The sequence below is a fragment of the Baaleninema sp. genome, from assembly GCF_049974805.1.
Lineage (GTDB): Bacteria > Cyanobacteriota > Cyanobacteriia > Cyanobacteriales > Geitlerinemataceae > Baaleninema.
Map to the genome: position 1 here is coordinate 1 of NZ_JBNGCO010000057.1, position 16,064 is coordinate 16,064.

8 protein-coding genes are annotated in these 16,064 nt (G+C 51.9%); 5 read left to right on the forward strand and 3 right to left on the reverse strand.

Translation table 11 applies throughout. The annotated features are described in order from the left end of the window. The first annotated feature begins 166 nt into the window (after nucleotides 1-166). On the forward strand, nucleotides 167-1,159 hold the full coding sequence (locus tag ACP5D4_RS12375; protein WP_428011942.1) for an ABC transporter permease: 993 nt from the start codon (nucleotides 167-169) through the stop codon (nucleotides 1,157-1,159). A gap of 57 nt (nucleotides 1,160-1,216) precedes the next feature. Here ACP5D4_RS12375 and ACP5D4_RS12380 read toward each other — a convergent pair whose 3' ends face one another. Continuing rightward, on the reverse strand, nucleotides 1,217-1,669 hold the full coding sequence (locus ACP5D4_RS12380; RefSeq protein ID WP_428011930.1) for a PPC domain-containing protein: 453 nt from the start codon (nucleotides 1,667-1,669) through the stop codon (nucleotides 1,217-1,219). Nucleotides 1,670-1,742: 73 nt separating this feature from the next. On the opposite strand from ACP5D4_RS12380, the gene ACP5D4_RS12385 reads away from it, so the two are divergent. From ACP5D4_RS12385 to ACP5D4_RS12400, 4 genes are all read left to right on the forward strand, one after another. Continuing rightward, nucleotides 1,743-4,259 carry a phospholipid carrier-dependent glycosyltransferase gene (locus ACP5D4_RS12385; RefSeq protein ID WP_428011931.1) on the forward strand — a complete coding sequence of 839 codons (2,517 nt, stop codon included), beginning with the start codon at nucleotides 1,743-1,745 and terminating at the stop codon, nucleotides 4,257-4,259. Nucleotides 4,260-4,398: 139 nt separating this feature from the next. Next, a complete protein-coding gene (locus ACP5D4_RS12390; protein ID WP_428011932.1) occupies nucleotides 4,399-4,857 on the forward strand; it encodes a DUF1822 family protein in 459 nt (152 codons plus the stop codon). Nucleotides 4,858-5,007: 150 nt separating this feature from the next. Then, the gene (locus tag ACP5D4_RS12395) at nucleotides 5,008-7,494 is read left to right on the forward strand and encodes a CHASE2 domain-containing protein (protein ID WP_428011933.1); all 2,487 of its coding nucleotides are present in this window, start codon (nucleotides 5,008-5,010) and stop codon (nucleotides 7,492-7,494) included. A gap of 508 nt (nucleotides 7,495-8,002) precedes the next feature. Beyond that, a complete protein-coding gene (locus tag ACP5D4_RS12400; protein ID WP_428011934.1) occupies nucleotides 8,003-8,539 on the forward strand; it encodes a DUF928 domain-containing protein in 537 nt (178 codons plus the stop codon). Here the strand turns inward: ACP5D4_RS12400 and ACP5D4_RS12405 are convergent. Continuing rightward, complete coding sequence (locus ACP5D4_RS12405) at nucleotides 8,536-11,322, reverse strand: CHAT domain-containing protein (RefSeq protein WP_428011935.1); 2,787 nt, start codon at nucleotides 11,320-11,322, stop codon at nucleotides 8,536-8,538. The two genes, ACP5D4_RS12400 and ACP5D4_RS12405, sit on opposite strands and share 4 nt — an antisense overlap. 8 nt (nucleotides 11,323-11,330) lie before the next feature. Next, a complete protein-coding gene (locus tag ACP5D4_RS12410; protein ID WP_428011936.1) occupies nucleotides 11,331-15,932 on the reverse strand; it encodes a ShlB/FhaC/HecB family hemolysin secretion/activation protein in 4,602 nt (1,533 codons plus the stop codon). Nucleotides 15,933-16,064: the final 132 nt, after the last annotated feature.

Consider the following 16,064-nt stretch of genomic DNA (forward strand, 5'->3'; position numbering starts at 1 on the left):
TTCCTCCCCGCGCTAAAGCGACGGGGATTCCAAGCTACCGAAAGTTTTACTTGAGTCAAACCCTCAAGATTCCATTACTCCAGATTCCTCAATCGCCATGACTTCGACGAACAAGCCGACGCTTCGAACTATCCTCGTGCAGCTTGCTAACGCGACGGCGCAACTGATGGCGAACGAGACGCTAATGTATACCGTTAAACGCCTCGGACAAGCGGTGTTTACGCTGGTATTGGCGTCGGCGTTGTGTTTCACGGTGGTTCAACTGGCTCCGGGGGACTATTTAGACGTTCTCAGTCGCGATCCGACGATTTCGCCGGAACTCCTGGCGCAACTCAAGCAGCAGTTCGGATTGGACGAACCCGCCATCGTTCAATATTGGAACTGGCTGAGGCAAATTGTCACGGAGGGAAATTTCGGGCGAAGTTTTATGTATCAGAAAGACGTGACGTCGCTGATTGGGGAACGGGTGGCGAATACGCTGCTGTTATCGATCGCCTCGTTGGTGTTGACGTGGGCGATCGCTATTCCTTTGGGAATTGTGGCGGCGGTTCGCCAAAATACCCTTCTCGATCGTGTGTTGCGATCGATCAGCTACGCCGGACAGGGATTTCCCAGTTTCATCACCGCCTTGTTGCTGCTGATTCTGGCGCAAAACCTCACGCCGCTGTTTCCCGTGGGTAATATGACGAGCGTGTTTCACGAGGATCTCTCGCCCTTGGGAAAAGCTGTCGATATCGCGTGGCACGCTTTTCTCCCGACGGTGGCGTTGAGCATTACCAGTTTCGCCGGATTGCAGCGGTTGATGCGGGGACAACTCCTCGACGTTCTCCGCCAAGACTACATCCGCACCGCCCGCGCTAAGGGACTTCCAGAGAATAAGGTCATTTACGTTCACGCCCTCCGCAATGCGGTAAACCCGTTAATTACGCTGTTGGGGTTCGAGTTCGCTAATTTGCTCGGCGGCGCGTTTATCGCTGAGTATTTCTTTAACTGGCCGGGATTGGGTCGTTTGGTTCTCGAAGCGGTTCGTTCCCAGGATCTTTATGTGGTGATGGCCAGTTTGATGATGGGTGCAGTCATGCTCATCGTGGGAAACCTGTTAGCGGATTTACTCCTGAAAGCGGTCGATCCTCGCATTCAATTGAGCGATCGAAACTGAGATGAGGAGATGAGGAGATTTCTCGATCGTCCCATCACCCCCTCATCCCATCATCTCCTAAATCGGACGCAGGCGAGTTACTTTCAAGTCAAAGGGTCCGGAACCGGCGGCGCCAAAGGCGCGAACGCGGACGATGTAGGTTCCCGATCGCGTAATGCGGGCGAACAGGAGGGAATTGGTGGTTCCGTCGAGGCCGTCGTCGTTTTCGGCGATGGTTAAACCGTCGGGAGTCATGAGCGACACGATGGTGTCGAAGCTGTCGGAGAGAACGTCGATCGTGATTTGATCGCCTTCTTCTAATTGCACGAGATAATCGTGGGCGAAACCGCCTTGTCCGGTGGGAATGTCTTCTTCGGATAAGGTTCCGTTGACCTCGCCGCTCGGCGGAAGTAATGAGGGGTTGTAGAGGTTATTTTGCGCTCGAGCGGGAGTCGCGATCGTTTGCAGCGTTATGGCGATCGCCGGAATCGCTAAGGCTTGCGTCAGTCGAGCTATCAGAGCGTGTTTCATCGAATCTGCTGTAAACCACTGGCTTCACAATACCAAGATACTCGAGACCCACCCAGACGAAATTGAGGCAAGGATGCAAAAATTTACGGTCGATCGCTTGAAATCGCTGTTTGGGAGAATTTATCGACAACCCGCTCGGCTATTGTTGGGACTTTGGGCGATGGCGGCCATGGTCGATCGACTCTGGTTTGGGTGCGATCGCCGGGTTCCGGATTGGGATCGGGCGGATTATCTCACGGGAACCCTCAATTATTGGAAAGCGTTTCAGACGCCGGAGTGGTTTTCGGCTCAGTGGTGGACGCAATTGTGGCTGTTATCGTCGAAAATTCCACCGCTGACGTACATCGCCACGGTTCCGATTCATAACCTCTTTGGAACGGGATTCGATCGCACTACCCTCGTCAATCTCTTTTTTAGCGGAATTCTCCTCGCTAGCGTCTACGGCTTGGGACGCCATTTATTTTCGCCTCGCGTCGGAATTGGGTCAGCTTTACTCTCTCTGCTGTTTCCGGGGCTTATCGCCGTTCGTCTGGACTTCCTTCTCGATTATCCCCTGGCTGCGGTGACCGCGTTGGCGTTTTTGAGTCTCACCCTCTGGCGCAACGGGGCGGGAAATCGACGCCGCAGTTGGATGTTGGCGGTGTTGTGGGGCTTGGCGTTGGGGGCGGGAATTCTCCTGAAACAGTCGATCGCTCTGTTTCTGACGGTTCCCATTTTCTGGGTTTTTGCAGAACTCCTGATTTCGCGGCGTTGGGAAAAACTGCTGCAATTTATCGCCAGTTTCGGTGTATCGGCGTTGGTGTGGGGATGGTGGTATCGCGCCAACTGGTTGCTGGTTCTCACCTCCAGCAAACGCGCTACGATCGATTCGGCTATCGCTGAAGGCGACCCCGCTTTAAACCGCCTCAAAGCCTGGACGTATTATTTAGAAATCCTTCCCGAACAAGTCTCTTGGCTGTTACTGGCGGTATCGATGGCCGGACTGTTCAAACTCTTCTGGACTCGAAAAAAACGCCAATCTCCCGGCGTTCCCTCGTCATCTCCTCATCCGGACATCTCTTCATCTCTCAAATGGCTCGCTGTCTTCCTCGTCGGAGCCTATCTCCTCTGTTCGGTGAATATTAATAAGGATTGGCGCTATAGTCTCCCCTATCTCCCGGTGTTGGCGACGCTGATGGCTTACGGGTTGACGGGATGGGGGTGGCGCGTCCGTTGGGGAACGGCGATCGCGGCGACGGGGTTGGCGGTAATTTCCCTGCGTCCGACGACGGAATTCGACCCGGCGACGACTCGGGTTTATCGGGGCGAACCGTTTCCTCATGGGGCGGTGATTGAGGAGATTACTCGCACTGACCCCTATTTGCAGACGACGTTGGGGGTGTTACCTTCTACGCCTGCGGTGAACCAGCATAATTTGAATTATTACGGGGCTTTGGCGAATTTCCAGGTTTACGGGCGTCAGGTGGGGGTACGATCGAGCCAGGTTCTTCAAGATGTTCGATCGCTGTCTTGGTTCGTCACGAAAACGGGCGATCCCGGTTCGGTTCCCGACGCCTATAACGCCACGGTGGAACTCGTCGAAGGAAGCGGCGCGTTTTCGCTTCACCGTCAGTTCCCCCTTCCCGACGGCGAACGGTTAAATCTCTATCGCCGTCAAACGCCGTTGGTGAGGATTACCGCCACGGAAACCCCCACACCGCCGCCCCGTCTCCGTCTCGAGAGCGTGAGGGTTCCGCCTCGGGTTCCGCCGGGGTCTCCGGTTCCGGTGACTTATCAGTGGTCGGGGTCTTGGGATAAGTTGACGGGGGGGATGGTGTTGGTAACCTGGCGGAAGACGGACAGTCGAGACCCTTCGGCGTTTTGGTTGCACGATCGCGCTATTGCGTCGGGGTTTTTGATGGCGCAACCGTACCCCGGCGACGCGGTTTGTCAGAAGGACCCCCATCGCTGTCGGTTTGAGGTGACGGAACGGACGGCGATGTATCCTCCGGCGTCGTTACCGCCGGGAACTTACAGCCTCGAGGCGCGGTATTTGGATTTGAAAACGGGTTTGACGGAGGTGATCGCGGTTCCGTCGGTGTCGATAACCCTCGATGGGGCGGTGTCTGCGGTGGAAGCCCCGGAGTTGGATTGGGAAACGCAATTTCGAGGGTTGGCGGCGGCGTTACCCCAGGGAACGGAGGCGATGGATTGGGTGTTTGCGGAAATTGGGCGGATTAATCAATACGACCCGGTGCAGGCTTATCTCGATCGATCGATCGTGGCCTTGGAATCTCGCCTCGAAGAGTATCCCCAGCGGGTGGATTGGGCTTATGGGGTGGGGTTGGCGTGGGTGTTGCAGAAACGGGCGGACAAGGCGATCGCAGCCTTCGAGCGGGTGGTGGAACTCGACGGACAGAATCCCTATGCTTATGGGTATTTGGCGGTGGTGAATTTGGCGGATTGGCACCCCGTCGCGGCGCAACGGGCGATCGATCGCGCCCTCGCTCTCGATTCCACGATATCGGAGTTGCGGATTCTCGATGGGGTGGCGTCGTTGATGGGGGGACGTTTCCTCGAGGCGTATCGGATTTTGAAGGACTTGTCTTGAGGGGAAAAAGGGTTTTTCTGGGGTTTTCTGGGGGGCGATCGAGGTACATTTGTAAAGATTAGTTACAAAAGCGAGCGATCGCCGTAAAACAGTGCGGGTTTTAGCCGAGAGAACTATAGAGATGCTCGCTCCTGAAGTTATGACTCCTACTGAACGATCCCACCAGATTTCGACGATTCCCCTCAGTCATTGGCTGAACGGGAAGATCTCGCCCGATACACCGCCTTCGTCGCTGTGGCGTTTGAGTTCCCCTGAACCTCCCTCGAGATTTCGCAAACAGCCTTGTCATTATCTGGAACTGACGCGACAGCTTGCTTTGGGGGGCGAGAGCGAAATCGGCTTGTTTTTGGGCTTCAAATCCTCTCTACACCTGAACGAGATGGATATATGGGTTAGAATTGCCTCTTTAGACGAAACGGCGTATCTTCCGAGGAATTTACGCTTGATGGTTCTCGATGGCGATCGGGAAGTGGTCATGCAAGCGACGACCCGCGAAACTCAGCAGATTCAACTGGAATTTAGTGCGGAAATCGGTGAAATATTTGGCGTAAAAATGCAGTTCGATCGAATCGACTTTTTTGAAGAGTTTACAGTTTAAAAAACTCTGACTTTTTGAATTACTAGACTCTAAAAATATTAACATTAGTGTGTTTGAGATAATCGAACTATTCAATTCATTCGGTGTGATTTATGTCAAGATTTTTGTGGCTAAAACAAAACGATACAACTGAATAGAGGGCTGTGTGCAATGACTCAAAACGTCGTTTTAAAATTTGAAGGAAACCTCAAACAAAAAGGGTTTAAAATTACTCTGGAAATTGGCAAAAATAACCATCGCCCCCACTTTGAAAAAGCGGGAGTATTGCCGGGAAATCCCATTTTGTTTGAAACCGCTCGCGAACATTGGCAGGATAAATATCGAAGTGCGGGTTCTCCCTACAGCCGAAAAGGAGGGTCTTCAAATTCTGAGGAGTTTAACCGCCAGGGGTTCGTTTTTTGGGATGGCTTTCGCTGGGAGTTTCGGATTAAACCGAAAAAAGCCATTTACGACGGACAAATTAAACGTTTGGAGGAATGTAAGAAATCTGCCGATCGATTGGTGACACAGTTTCGAGCCTGGCTCAATTCTCCAGGGTTTTATCAGTTAGAACTCTGTCTGCGAGAAGAGTTGAATAAAGACGACGATATTTATATCACGATTCGCACGGACGATCGCGACGTACAAAAGTTACCTTGGCACTACTGGGGGTTTTATAAAAATTATCAGCGTTCGGAAATTACGTTCAGTCCCTTGGTGGCGGCGCGAGGTTCGAGAAAGCGAAAATCTCCCAATTCCAAGGTCAAAATTTTAGCGATTTTAGGACACCAAGAAGGGATTAATGTCAAGCGCGATCGCCAGTTTCTCGAAAATTTACCGAACGCGGAAGTGACGTTTTTACCGGAGCCGAAACGTCAAGAGATTAACGATAAACTCTGGGAGCAAGCTTGGGATATTATCTTTTTCGCCGGACATAGTGAAACGGAAGGGGAAACGGGTAAAATTTATATTAATCCCGAGGAAAGTTTGGAGCTTAAAGACCTTTGGTATGGCTTGCGGAAAGCGGTCGATCGCGGGTTGAAGCTGGCGATTTTCAATTCCTGTGATGGGTTGGGATTGGCGCAGAAAATTGACGATTGGCAAATTCCGATCGCGATCGTCATGCGGGAATTGGTTCCCGATCGCGTGGCGCAGGAGTTTTTGAAATATTTCCTCGATCGATTGGTTCGCGGCGTTCCGTTTCATTTGGCGGTTCGGGAAGCCAGGGAACAGTTACAGGGGTTAGAAGGGGAGTTTCCCTGTGCGAGTTGGCTTCCGACGATTTGTCAAAATCCTATTGAAGTCTTACCAAATTGGACGGATTGGCTGTCGCCAGAATCGGATTTGGAGTTGAATGAAGAGGAGGCGACGGAATCTCTTCGATTCGAACCGACGCCTCGGCGCAAACCCCATTTTCGCAAGCCGTTACAAACTCTGGCGTTGGTGAGTATTTTGGCGACGAGTTGGGTGATGGGTACGCGATCGATCGGTTGGCTCGAACCCCTCGAACTTCACGCTTACGATCGCCTCATGCAACTGCGTCCCGCTGAACCCCCCGACAATCGAATGTTAATCGTGACGATTACGGAGGAGGATATCCAAGCTCAACCGTCGCAAGAGCTTCGGGGTGCGTCGATTAGCGATCGAAATTTAGACAAGCTTTTGCAAATCCTCGACGAGTTGGGAGCGCAAACTATTGCACTGAGGATGACTCGACACTTTGAAGTGGATTCGCGGTATCCCCAACATCAACAACTTCGCGATCGACTGCAAAATACATCTAATCTCATTGTCACCTGCTCGGCGAGTAACAATTCTCCAGATGCTAAGCCGATTGCGCCTCCGCCAGAGGTTCGAGATATTCAACGCATTGGATTTAACGATGTACATCCCGATCGCGATCGGGTTATTCGCACTCAGATACTCAGAGCTACTTCTAATAGTGATTGCAATCCGGGGTATTCTTTTGAATTACGAGTGGCACAGCATTATTTAAGTCAATTTAACATCGAGTTAGACAGTCTTCCACCTCAAACACTGGAAAATCAACAACGTAAAGGATCTCTGAAGTTTGGCAATACTTTATTTCCTCGTTTGACGGAAGATAGCGGCGGCTATCATAACCGTAATGCTATCCTATACGAGGTTTTATTAAATTATCGAGCGGGCGATCGCGTCGCGGATTCAGTGACACTCCACGATGTCTTAAATCGAAAGGTTGACCCCGATCTCGTCAAGAATCGCATTGTTTTAATTAGCGCTACAGCTAAGTCTCAAAACGGTTATTTAAAAACTCCGATTTATTTTAGTCGTTTTGGAAATCGAGAACGGGAGATGCCTTCTCTATTTCTTTCCGCTCATCAAGTCAGTCAAATTATCAGTGCGGTTTTAGACGATCGCCCTTTAATTCAAAATTGGCCGAAATCGATCGAGTTGATTTGGGTATGGCTTTGGGCGGTTTTTGGAGGAGGCTTAACGATGATATGGGTTCGCCACAAATATCGAGTTATTTTGGGTATTTCCATGACTGTTTTAATTCTGAGCCTCTGGGGAATTAGTCTAATTTATTTGGTTTATGGTTGGTGGATTCCTGTCGTTCCTGCTGTGCTTTCTCTTGCAGCGAGTTGGGGAATGGTTTGGCATTTAAAACAACAGTAGGGGCGAAAGGCATTCGACTCGATTCACGGTTGAAAACTCTATCTCACGAACGATTTATCAAATAAATATGATGCTTTTGTTGAAATTCTTTCTGGATATTGTTAAGTCGATCGACGGCATTAAGGCTCACAAAGCGAACGTTATTTTTTCATTTTTAAGTGGTTTAATGTTGCTTTTGGAAAGCCATATTGCTATCGCTCAACCGGAAATTAATCGAGAATTTTCACTGCGAGAATTTTCACTGCGAGAATTTTCACGACGAGAATTTTCACGACGAGAATTTTCACGACGAGAATTTTCACGACGAGAATTTTCACCGATCGTGCAAGGTGAAACCTCATCTCAGAGAAGTGAAAATATAGAAGACGTACAAACTGAACCGACTGCGCCGAAACCCCCTTCCGGTGATTTAGAAGCCTGTCGTCTACCGGAGGAAGCGTTGAATCTTAAACTACTCGTGGCTTCGAGTTTTCGAGAGGATCCGACATCGCCTTTTCCTAGAGAAGTAATGACTCGATCGAATACTTTCACGCTTCTCAACACGCCAACTTTATGGTTTTACGTTCCCTATCTCGCTCCCCTTCAGGCTGAATTAAGTCTTTTGGATGAAAACAATTTAGAAATCGACACCATCCAGTTTGAACTTCCCAGTCAGCCGGGAATTATCGGCGTGAAACTTCCCTCGATTCCAGAAGTCAATCGCCGTTATCGCTGGGTATTTTCGTTGATTTGTAATCCAGATGTTCCGGCTTTAAATATTACCATTGGTGGGGTGATTCAGCAGGTTCGTTTTACGTCGGAAGATGTCGCGCCGGATTGGATAGAATTTTCGGAGACACACAGGAGTTACGACGCGATTCGTACTCAGATTTTTAATCTCGAGGAAATGGGAATTTGGTACGATATCTTGACGGCTGTGGGAACTCGTTATTTCCGCACCCCCGCTAACGCAACGATTGCTGAGGATTGGAACGCTTTGTTAGAATCAGCGAATTTAGACGCCTATCGCGATATTCCCATCGTGGCTATCTATTCGGAAAACTAAAGCCAATTTCCAATCAAAATATAAGGTGCCCAGTGGAGTGGAATGCTGTAGAAGGAATTTTCGTTCTCTAGCATTTCAATTTGAGCGGCTTGTAAAGCCTTGGCTTTGTTAGTAATAGTGGAATCGGTCAAATTTCGATAAAAATCGTCCATGAGAATGGCGCTCGATCGCTCGTTGACGTTCCACAATGAGGCTAAGGTACTCCGCGCTCCTGACTGTACGGAAACCCCCGCTAAACCTAACGTGGCTCGCGTATCTTCAACTCCGGTTTCACACGCACTTAAAACTAACAGTTCGATGGGTTCTTCTTGATTCTGGCGTTGGGTTTGAAAAATTGCTGCGATATCTTGAAGGTAAATATCTTCGTACCAGGTTGAAAGTAGAGTTGATTCGGGTTCGGAACTGAATTTTCCGTGAGTGGCGAGGTGGATGATCGCACTCGATCGATTGTTGAGTAAAAATTCTAAATTTGGACGGATAAAACTGCGATCGCGCAAGTCTCCCGTCGCCTCAAGTGTCGCCTCGATCGCGTCTAATTCGCTTTCTACATATTCTAATGCTTCGAGCTGTCGTTCGGGAATTCCTTCAATGAGTCCTCCCATTAACACCGTCATTTCGCGATCGCGCAAGGGTTGCGGATTCTTCAGGGAAATTCCCAAATTCATGGCGATCGCGTATTTTTGAATTAAGTAACACTTCCCATCGTCGCAATCTTCATAGCGCAACGCCGACATGGGAATATTACGCAGCCGCGTATCGGGAACAAATACTAAGGTTTCGATATCTTCGGCTTGGAATTCTGGGTGCGATTCGATGGGGTGAATTAACCACTCAAAAAACGCTCTCGAGAGTTCGAGATTGGTTCGGTTAATATTCGGTTGTTGTAACGATTTGCGAAACTCCTGAATTTTTCGGAGTACCTCCGTTTCGGAAATTTCGGTGGCGGTGAAAATGAGTCGATCGACCCCCGGAAGCTTGGCAATCACCGCGATTTTTTGTGGTAAAATAACGGGATATAAAATAGCGGCGCGATTCTCAGCGGCAATTTCATCGAGGGATTTGGCTCCGTCTTCTTGCAAACTACATTGTAAGTAATTTTCTAATTCCGCCAGTTGGAAATCGCTCAGTCTCGCTCTGACTTTTTCAAGCTGTTCTTGACTCGGGGTCTCTTCTTGTAACGCCACTTCAAAAAACTGGCGATAAACCGGTTCGATTTTTTGTCGAAACGAGATGCGAGAGGCTAAGTCAAACCGAGTTAAGTCTTGGCGCAATCCTTCTAATTGTTCGACGGCGTTTTCGTAGGCAGAAATTGCCCTTTCACTTCCCGCATTCTGTCGGTTTAAAATACGACCGAGTTGCCATTGCCACTGATAGGCTAAATCTAACTCTCCCCCTTGTATGGCGAGTTCGAGGGCTTTTTGGGTGGCGTTTTCGGCTTGGTCTAAGGTTTCATTTTGACGCTCGTAGAGTTTTCCTAACGTTCCCAACAGGTAAGAAACTGTGCGTTCGTCACTGAGAGCGTATAAGTCTACATCTACATCCGAAACCGTTAAGAGCGATTCGATTTCTGTAAAGGGTAAAATCAAAGATTCAGGGGGTTCGTTGCGTTCGAGTCGATCGCACCCGATGACACTACAGGCTAAATTCGCCCGAGCGTTCAGCGTGGTGCGCCCGATCTTCAACTCCCGAATGGCGGCGAGACTCTGACGCGCCAATGGCTCGATTTCCGGTAAATTGTCAAAGGTTTCCCCACTTCCTAAAGCGGGTTCGACGAGCAAACTCAGTAAATTCAGTTGCGATTGGAGTTGTAAATAGGGCGAATTGGCGATCGATCTCGCTTGTTGGTAATACTCGATCGCATCAAGCATCGATCCTCGACGCTCTTCCCCCCCACGCCGTAAATCGCGATCGCGCGTCAAAATCGCCCGTTCGGTATTTCCCAAATCCAACCATACCGAACTTTGCAAGTCGGGAGACGATAAGCCGCTGACGTCCACAAGCGCCTGTTGCAAAACCTCTCGCGAGGCGGGAAATTTCCCGATCGATCTCAATCCGTTCCCCAATCCCTGCAACAGGGCTACCCGCAACGCCGGATTTTCCAGACGATCGATCGATTCCTCAATCTGCGCCTGTATCTCGTCCTCTTCCAACGCCTGACACTGCTGCACCGACGCCCCCAACCCCTGCAACACCGTATCGCAGGCGCGTCGCGCAAATCCCATCGCTTGCAACGCCTGGGCTTGGTTCAGCAATCCCCCCGTCACCCCTTCCTCATCGGAAAGACGGCGGTACACTCCCGTCGCCTCACGCCAACTGTCGTAAGCCAACTCCATTTCCCCGAGGGAAAATTGCAACTGACCCCGCGTGTTGAGGGTGGCGGCGAAAATCCGTTGCGTACTCGTAGAAGCGGTTGCGCTGGGAACACCGATAAGGGCGGTTGCGCGATCGATCGCCGTTCTCGCCGCTTCCCAATTCCCCAATTTCTGATGCGTCAACGAAAGATAGCTGTAGGCTAACCCCCTCGCGGTTCGAGAATTCCCCGTATCGTCGAGTAACGGTTCTAGAATCGATATCGCCGCCTCGTAATCGTTATTGATATAGTTCGATCGCCAGCGATCGAACTGCGAATTTACAGTTTGCTGCGCCACGGTTAACGGTTCGATCGACAGTTCGACCGTTTCCGAAACCCGAGAACTCGCCATTTGAGGCGTTGTCACCACCAACACCGCGATCGCCGTTCCCAACGCCACCCACCGCCAAAACCCTTTAAAACCAATAGTCAAACCCCGGCTTAAAACAACCGCGACTCGACGGAAAAATACAACCCCTCTTCTTGCCACGAATCCCCTCGATCCTCTAAATCCATAAAAGGAATACCCCAATCAAACGCCAGACGCAAGCGATCGCCCAAACGAAACCGCAATCCCAACCCCGCCGAAACTAACGTATTCCGTTCGGGATCGTTGCGATCGTCACTGTTCCAAACCACCCCCGCATCCACAAAGGGAACGATATCCAATTGTCCCTCCCACTGGGGAATTTGCCACACCGGAACCCGCAACTCCACCGATCCCAAAATCCCATTGTCCGCCAACAGCGCGTCTTGACGGTAGCCTCGAGCCGTGGACTGTCCCCCCAAACTCATCTGCTCGAAAGGTACCAGCGCATCCGGCGTAAGCTGCACGTCGCCGCGCACCACCAACAGAGAATTTCCCACATTTTCCAACCGTCGCACCCACTGGGTTTGTCCCCGCCACGCGAAAAACTCGCTATCCGGTGCGCCGTCGTGGGTGGTGGCGTCGAACCAGTTCACCCCCACGCTAAACTCCGATCGCGCCGCGAAGACATGGTTGCTTCCCTGTTGCGTCCAATCTTGGAAAAAACGCAGGGCGGAAATCTTGGTTTCGCCGTCCTCTTCCGCCCCCGGAGACAGGGGAAAATCGTAGCCGAGAATGGAGGTTTGACTTTCTCGACGGGAGGCGGTGAATCCGATGGCGAATTCTTCGACGCGATTTCGCTGACTCCCGACGCCGGGAACTTCCACGGCGCGAAACAGGGGTTGACGAAGCGTCAAGTCGTACTGGCGAGAGTCGGCTTCGATGTCGAGGGAACGAAAGCCAGATTCCACGACTTCGTTGGCGCCGGTGTCGTAGCTGAAACTGACGGTTCCGCCGGAGGGGGTGATGGGAACGCTGTAGCCGATTCCCCATTCGTCGCTTCCGTCGGTACGAGCGTAGCTGACGCGGGCGGTGTCGCCAAATCCGAGAAGGCTGTTAAATTGCAAGCGAGCCAGTTGGCGGAAGGTTCCCACGCTGGGGGAGCGGTTGTTGTCGAGGCGGATGTTGGCTTTGAGGGGGGAGGCGGCTTTGACGTTGAGGCTGAGGCGGTTGGTTTCTGGGCGCACTCCGGCGGCGAGTTCGGCGGCGAGGGTGTCGATGCGATCGTCGAGTTGCAGCAGTTGCAGGGTTTGCAGCAGTTGGGTTTGGTTGACGAGATCGCCGGGTTCGACGCCGAGGCGGGAACGGATATAACTGGGGTTGAGCCGTCCGTCAACGGAGATGTCGATGTCTTCAAATCTCGATTCTGAGGCTTGGAGAATGAGGGTTCCGTCGCGACTGGTTTGGGGCGGAACGTAGACGCCGGAGGTGATGTAGCCTCGATCGCGGTAGAGTTGGCTGAGTTCGTCGGCGGCTTGTTGGATGTCGGCGAAACTGAGGGGGCGATCGCGGTAGTTGTTGAGGATGCGATCGATCGCCTCTTGTTCTAACACAGTGCTTCCTTCTAGGGTAACGCCGGAAATCGGCATCGTTTCGGGAACGGTTCCGGGGGTTAGATTTGTTTGGTTAGATTTGTTGGTTTTAGGTTCGCACCCTTCCGGTTGTTGGAAACGGTTATTGGGGCTTTGAGGCGCGGGTAAGAGCTGAAGGTTTCCGTTTTCGTTAATTATCCAACCTTGTGCTTCCACGATGCGATCGATCGGCGGTTGGGGGTTAGATTCGTCGGTCGTGTCGTCGGTCTCGTCGTCGGTGTCGTCGAGGGGGATCGATCGAATATCTTCCCAAGGCTGGCTTCCCGAGAGGGCATCGTTAGGCGTCGGCGGTACGCCACCGCGCCCAGTTTGGACGAATTCGCTGTCTCCACCGCCGATCTGACAGGGGTTGCGATCGAGGGGAGCTTCGGCGAAGCGATCTTCGAGTTCCACGACTCCCTGAGTGGGATCGACATCCGGGGCGACAATCTCGACGGTTCCGCTGAGTTCGGGATCGGTCAGAGAAAGGGCGGTAATGAGATTTCGCGAATCCTGGGCGGGGTCGAAATCCGTGAGGTCTTCACCGAACTGTTCTTCGAGTTCCGCGCGGCTTAAATTTTCTAACCCTAAAACGATATCGTCGGCGGTAATTTGCACGAAACCGCCCGCACCGTTGAAAGCATTGGCGGAAATATTACTATTTTCTAACCCGACGAGGGTATCCGTGCGAATGGTGATGTTGCCTCCGGTTCCCGGTCGATCGAGTTGTCCCGAGGTGGTGGAAACGTCGGCGTTTTCGAGGAAGCGAACGTCGTCCGCTTCGAGGATATTCAAGTTTCCGCCCTGCCCGGAGGCAGCTTCCCCCGTGAGTCGCCCGCCGTTTTCGATGCGGACATCTTCGGCGGTAAGGGTGACGTTTCCGGCGAGCGGGCTTCCGATGTCGGCATTGACGCTAATTTCTGCGAGACGTTCGATAGTTAGAAAAGGCGTATTAATATTGACGCTGCCCGCATTGCCTGGGGCAACGCTCACCTGTACTTCCGTAGGACTGCCATCTTGAGATACATCGGTTCTTATAAATTCCGTCTCCACCGCTCTGGCAGTGATGCGACTCGGAAGCAAGCCATCCTCGTCGATGATGGGATTGAAGATTGAGACATCGGACGCAGACACGGGAATATTCGATCGACCGCTAACCCGAACCGACTCCGAGGCATTTACCGTGACGTTGCCCCCGTTTCCCACCGCAAAAGTATCAGCAGAAATCGCCGCCCCGTCGATAACTGTTAAGCGTTGCGTGGAAACCTGCAAATTGCCCCCGTCTCCAGCATTAAAAGGATTCAAGATACCCTGAGACTGAACGAATAGTCCACTAGGGATGTCCCCTTCAGTCGAAGTGCCAATTAGATCGATCGATTCCGTAGCGGTGACAGTGAGGTTTCCGCCGTTTCCGCTGGCGACTGTATTGGCGGAAATTTGTCCCCCCCTTTCAAGGGTGAGGCGATCGATCGCGATGTCGATATTTCCGCCGAGGTTTGCACTTCCGTTGACTGCAATAATTTCGGCGCGATCGCTCACTCGAACCTCACCCGCATTGAGGGTTAAATTGCCCGGTTTCCCCAGAAATTGAGGAGGAAGCGGGTTTTCCATATCAGGTGCGGCGAGGGTACTGAGACGAGAAGGATTCAAGACCACGTTATTGGGTTCTACCTCAACAGCGACAGCGACAAAACCACTGACTTCGATCGAATCCGCCGAAACCGACAAATTTCCCGCATCGCCAAAACTCGAGGTAGCAGTTCCCACAAAGCCCCCATCGCGAACCAAGAGTTCTCGAGTTGCGATCGTCAAATCTCCCGAGCGTCCCGTTGGTTGAAAGCGTTCGTCCGGGGCGACAGCTTCCACCTGAGACACGATCGTACTCGGTCGAATCAGCGGTCTCGAGCCGATTTCTACAAGAATGCTGTCCGCTGTGATATTCAAATCGCCGCCTTGTCCCGAACCCAACGTTCCCGTTGAAATCTGTGCGCCGTTGCGAACTGTCAGTTCTCCCGCGTCAATATTTAGGTTTCCAGCGTTTCCCAATTCTTCTGCTTGTGTAAACAGCCCTGCTGGAAGCAGCATTGGCGGGGCGTTGACGCTACCGGAGATGTCGATGGTATCTGCCGTTACTGCGAAGGTTCCACCGTTTCCGGCAAACGAACTGTTAGTGATACTTGAATTTTCAACAAACAGTTGACCCGCCCCCACGCGAACGTTACCGCCAGGGGTTCCGGGGGCGTTTTCCGACAATTCCAAACCGCTGGCATCGACGACGGAACTCACCAAACCGGTTTCCGACAAACGACCGAACAAACGAATCGTTCCAAACTGACTGACTTCCTCGTACCCCAAACTGAAGCCGTCAGTCGTCGGATTAAGGCTCACGTTAGAAGCCCCCGCCACGCTTCCGAGTTCGATGCGTCCACCGAAACTGGTGAGGTTGCCTCCCTCGAAAATCAGATCGCCCCCTGCAAAAATTAGGCTGTTTTCGGGATCGATCGCTAAGCCAGGAGGTAAATCAACACTATTCAACTGTTGACGAGAATCTGAGATCGTCTCGGGGGCAGAAGCAGAAGAGCGGTTGATAATCGAACCGGGAGTTGCCCCAAACTGCAAACCCGTCGGTGCCGTGACGGACAGCAGCGGCGACGGTTGGCGAGCGTCGAAGGCGGTTCCGTCAGCAAAGCGAACGCTGTCAGCGGTGGTGGCGACAAAAGAGCCGCCGAGGTTCAACTGAGCGTTTTCGCCAAAAATAATGCCGTTGGGGTTGATGAAAAACAAACTCGCCGAACCGTTGGCGGCGAGGATACCGTCAATTTGGGAAATGTTGTTTCCCGTGACGCGGCTGAAAATGCGATCGATTCCTGAAATATTCTCGAAGGATGCTCTGAAGTTCTCAGGAACTGAGAATTCCTCGAAACTGTGAAACAGGTTGTTTCCTGCTTCGGTTCCGCCCCGGATTTGAAAATTGTCGCCTTCCAAGATGACGGTGGAGTTTTGCGGAAGGGTGTCGTCGGGGACGATTTGCGCGGCGGCGGGAGTGGCGATCGCCAGGCTGGTAAAAACGAGGGTAGATATCTGAAGGCGAGAGAGGTCAATCATAGTTAGATCGTCGCGAATTGGCGAGAGGGCGTGTGAGGGAGGGTGCATCTCAATTTCGTAGAATGACCCCTCCGCCTTCGGCACCTCCCCGTGGGCTCGGGGAGGATGGGTGGGGTTGCGATCGCAAAAGTG

Excerpts from the sequence above, each read along its gene's own strand:
- ACP5D4_RS12390 (WP_428011932.1), top strand. The coding sequence starts at position 4,399 with ATGACTCCTACTGAACGATCCCACCAGATTTCGACGATTCCCCTCAGT.
- ACP5D4_RS12385 (WP_428011931.1), top strand. The coding sequence starts at position 1,743 with ATGCAAAAATTTACGGTCGATCGCTTGAAATCGCTGTTTGGGAGAATT.
- ACP5D4_RS12380 (WP_428011930.1), bottom strand. The coding sequence starts at position 1,669 with ATGAAACACGCTCTGATAGCTCGACTGACGCAAGCCTTAGCGATTCCG.
- ACP5D4_RS12395 (WP_428011933.1), top strand. The coding sequence starts at position 5,008 with ATGACTCAAAACGTCGTTTTAAAATTTGAAGGAAACCTCAAACAAAAA.
- ACP5D4_RS12400 (WP_428011934.1), top strand. The coding sequence starts at position 8,003 with ATGACTCGATCGAATACTTTCACGCTTCTCAACACGCCAACTTTATGG.
- ACP5D4_RS12410 (WP_428011936.1), bottom strand. The coding sequence starts at position 15,932 with ATGATTGACCTCTCTCGCCTTCAGATATCTACCCTCGTTTTTACCAGC.
- ACP5D4_RS12375 (WP_428011942.1), top strand. The coding sequence starts at position 167 with ATGGCGAACGAGACGCTAATGTATACCGTTAAACGCCTCGGACAAGCG.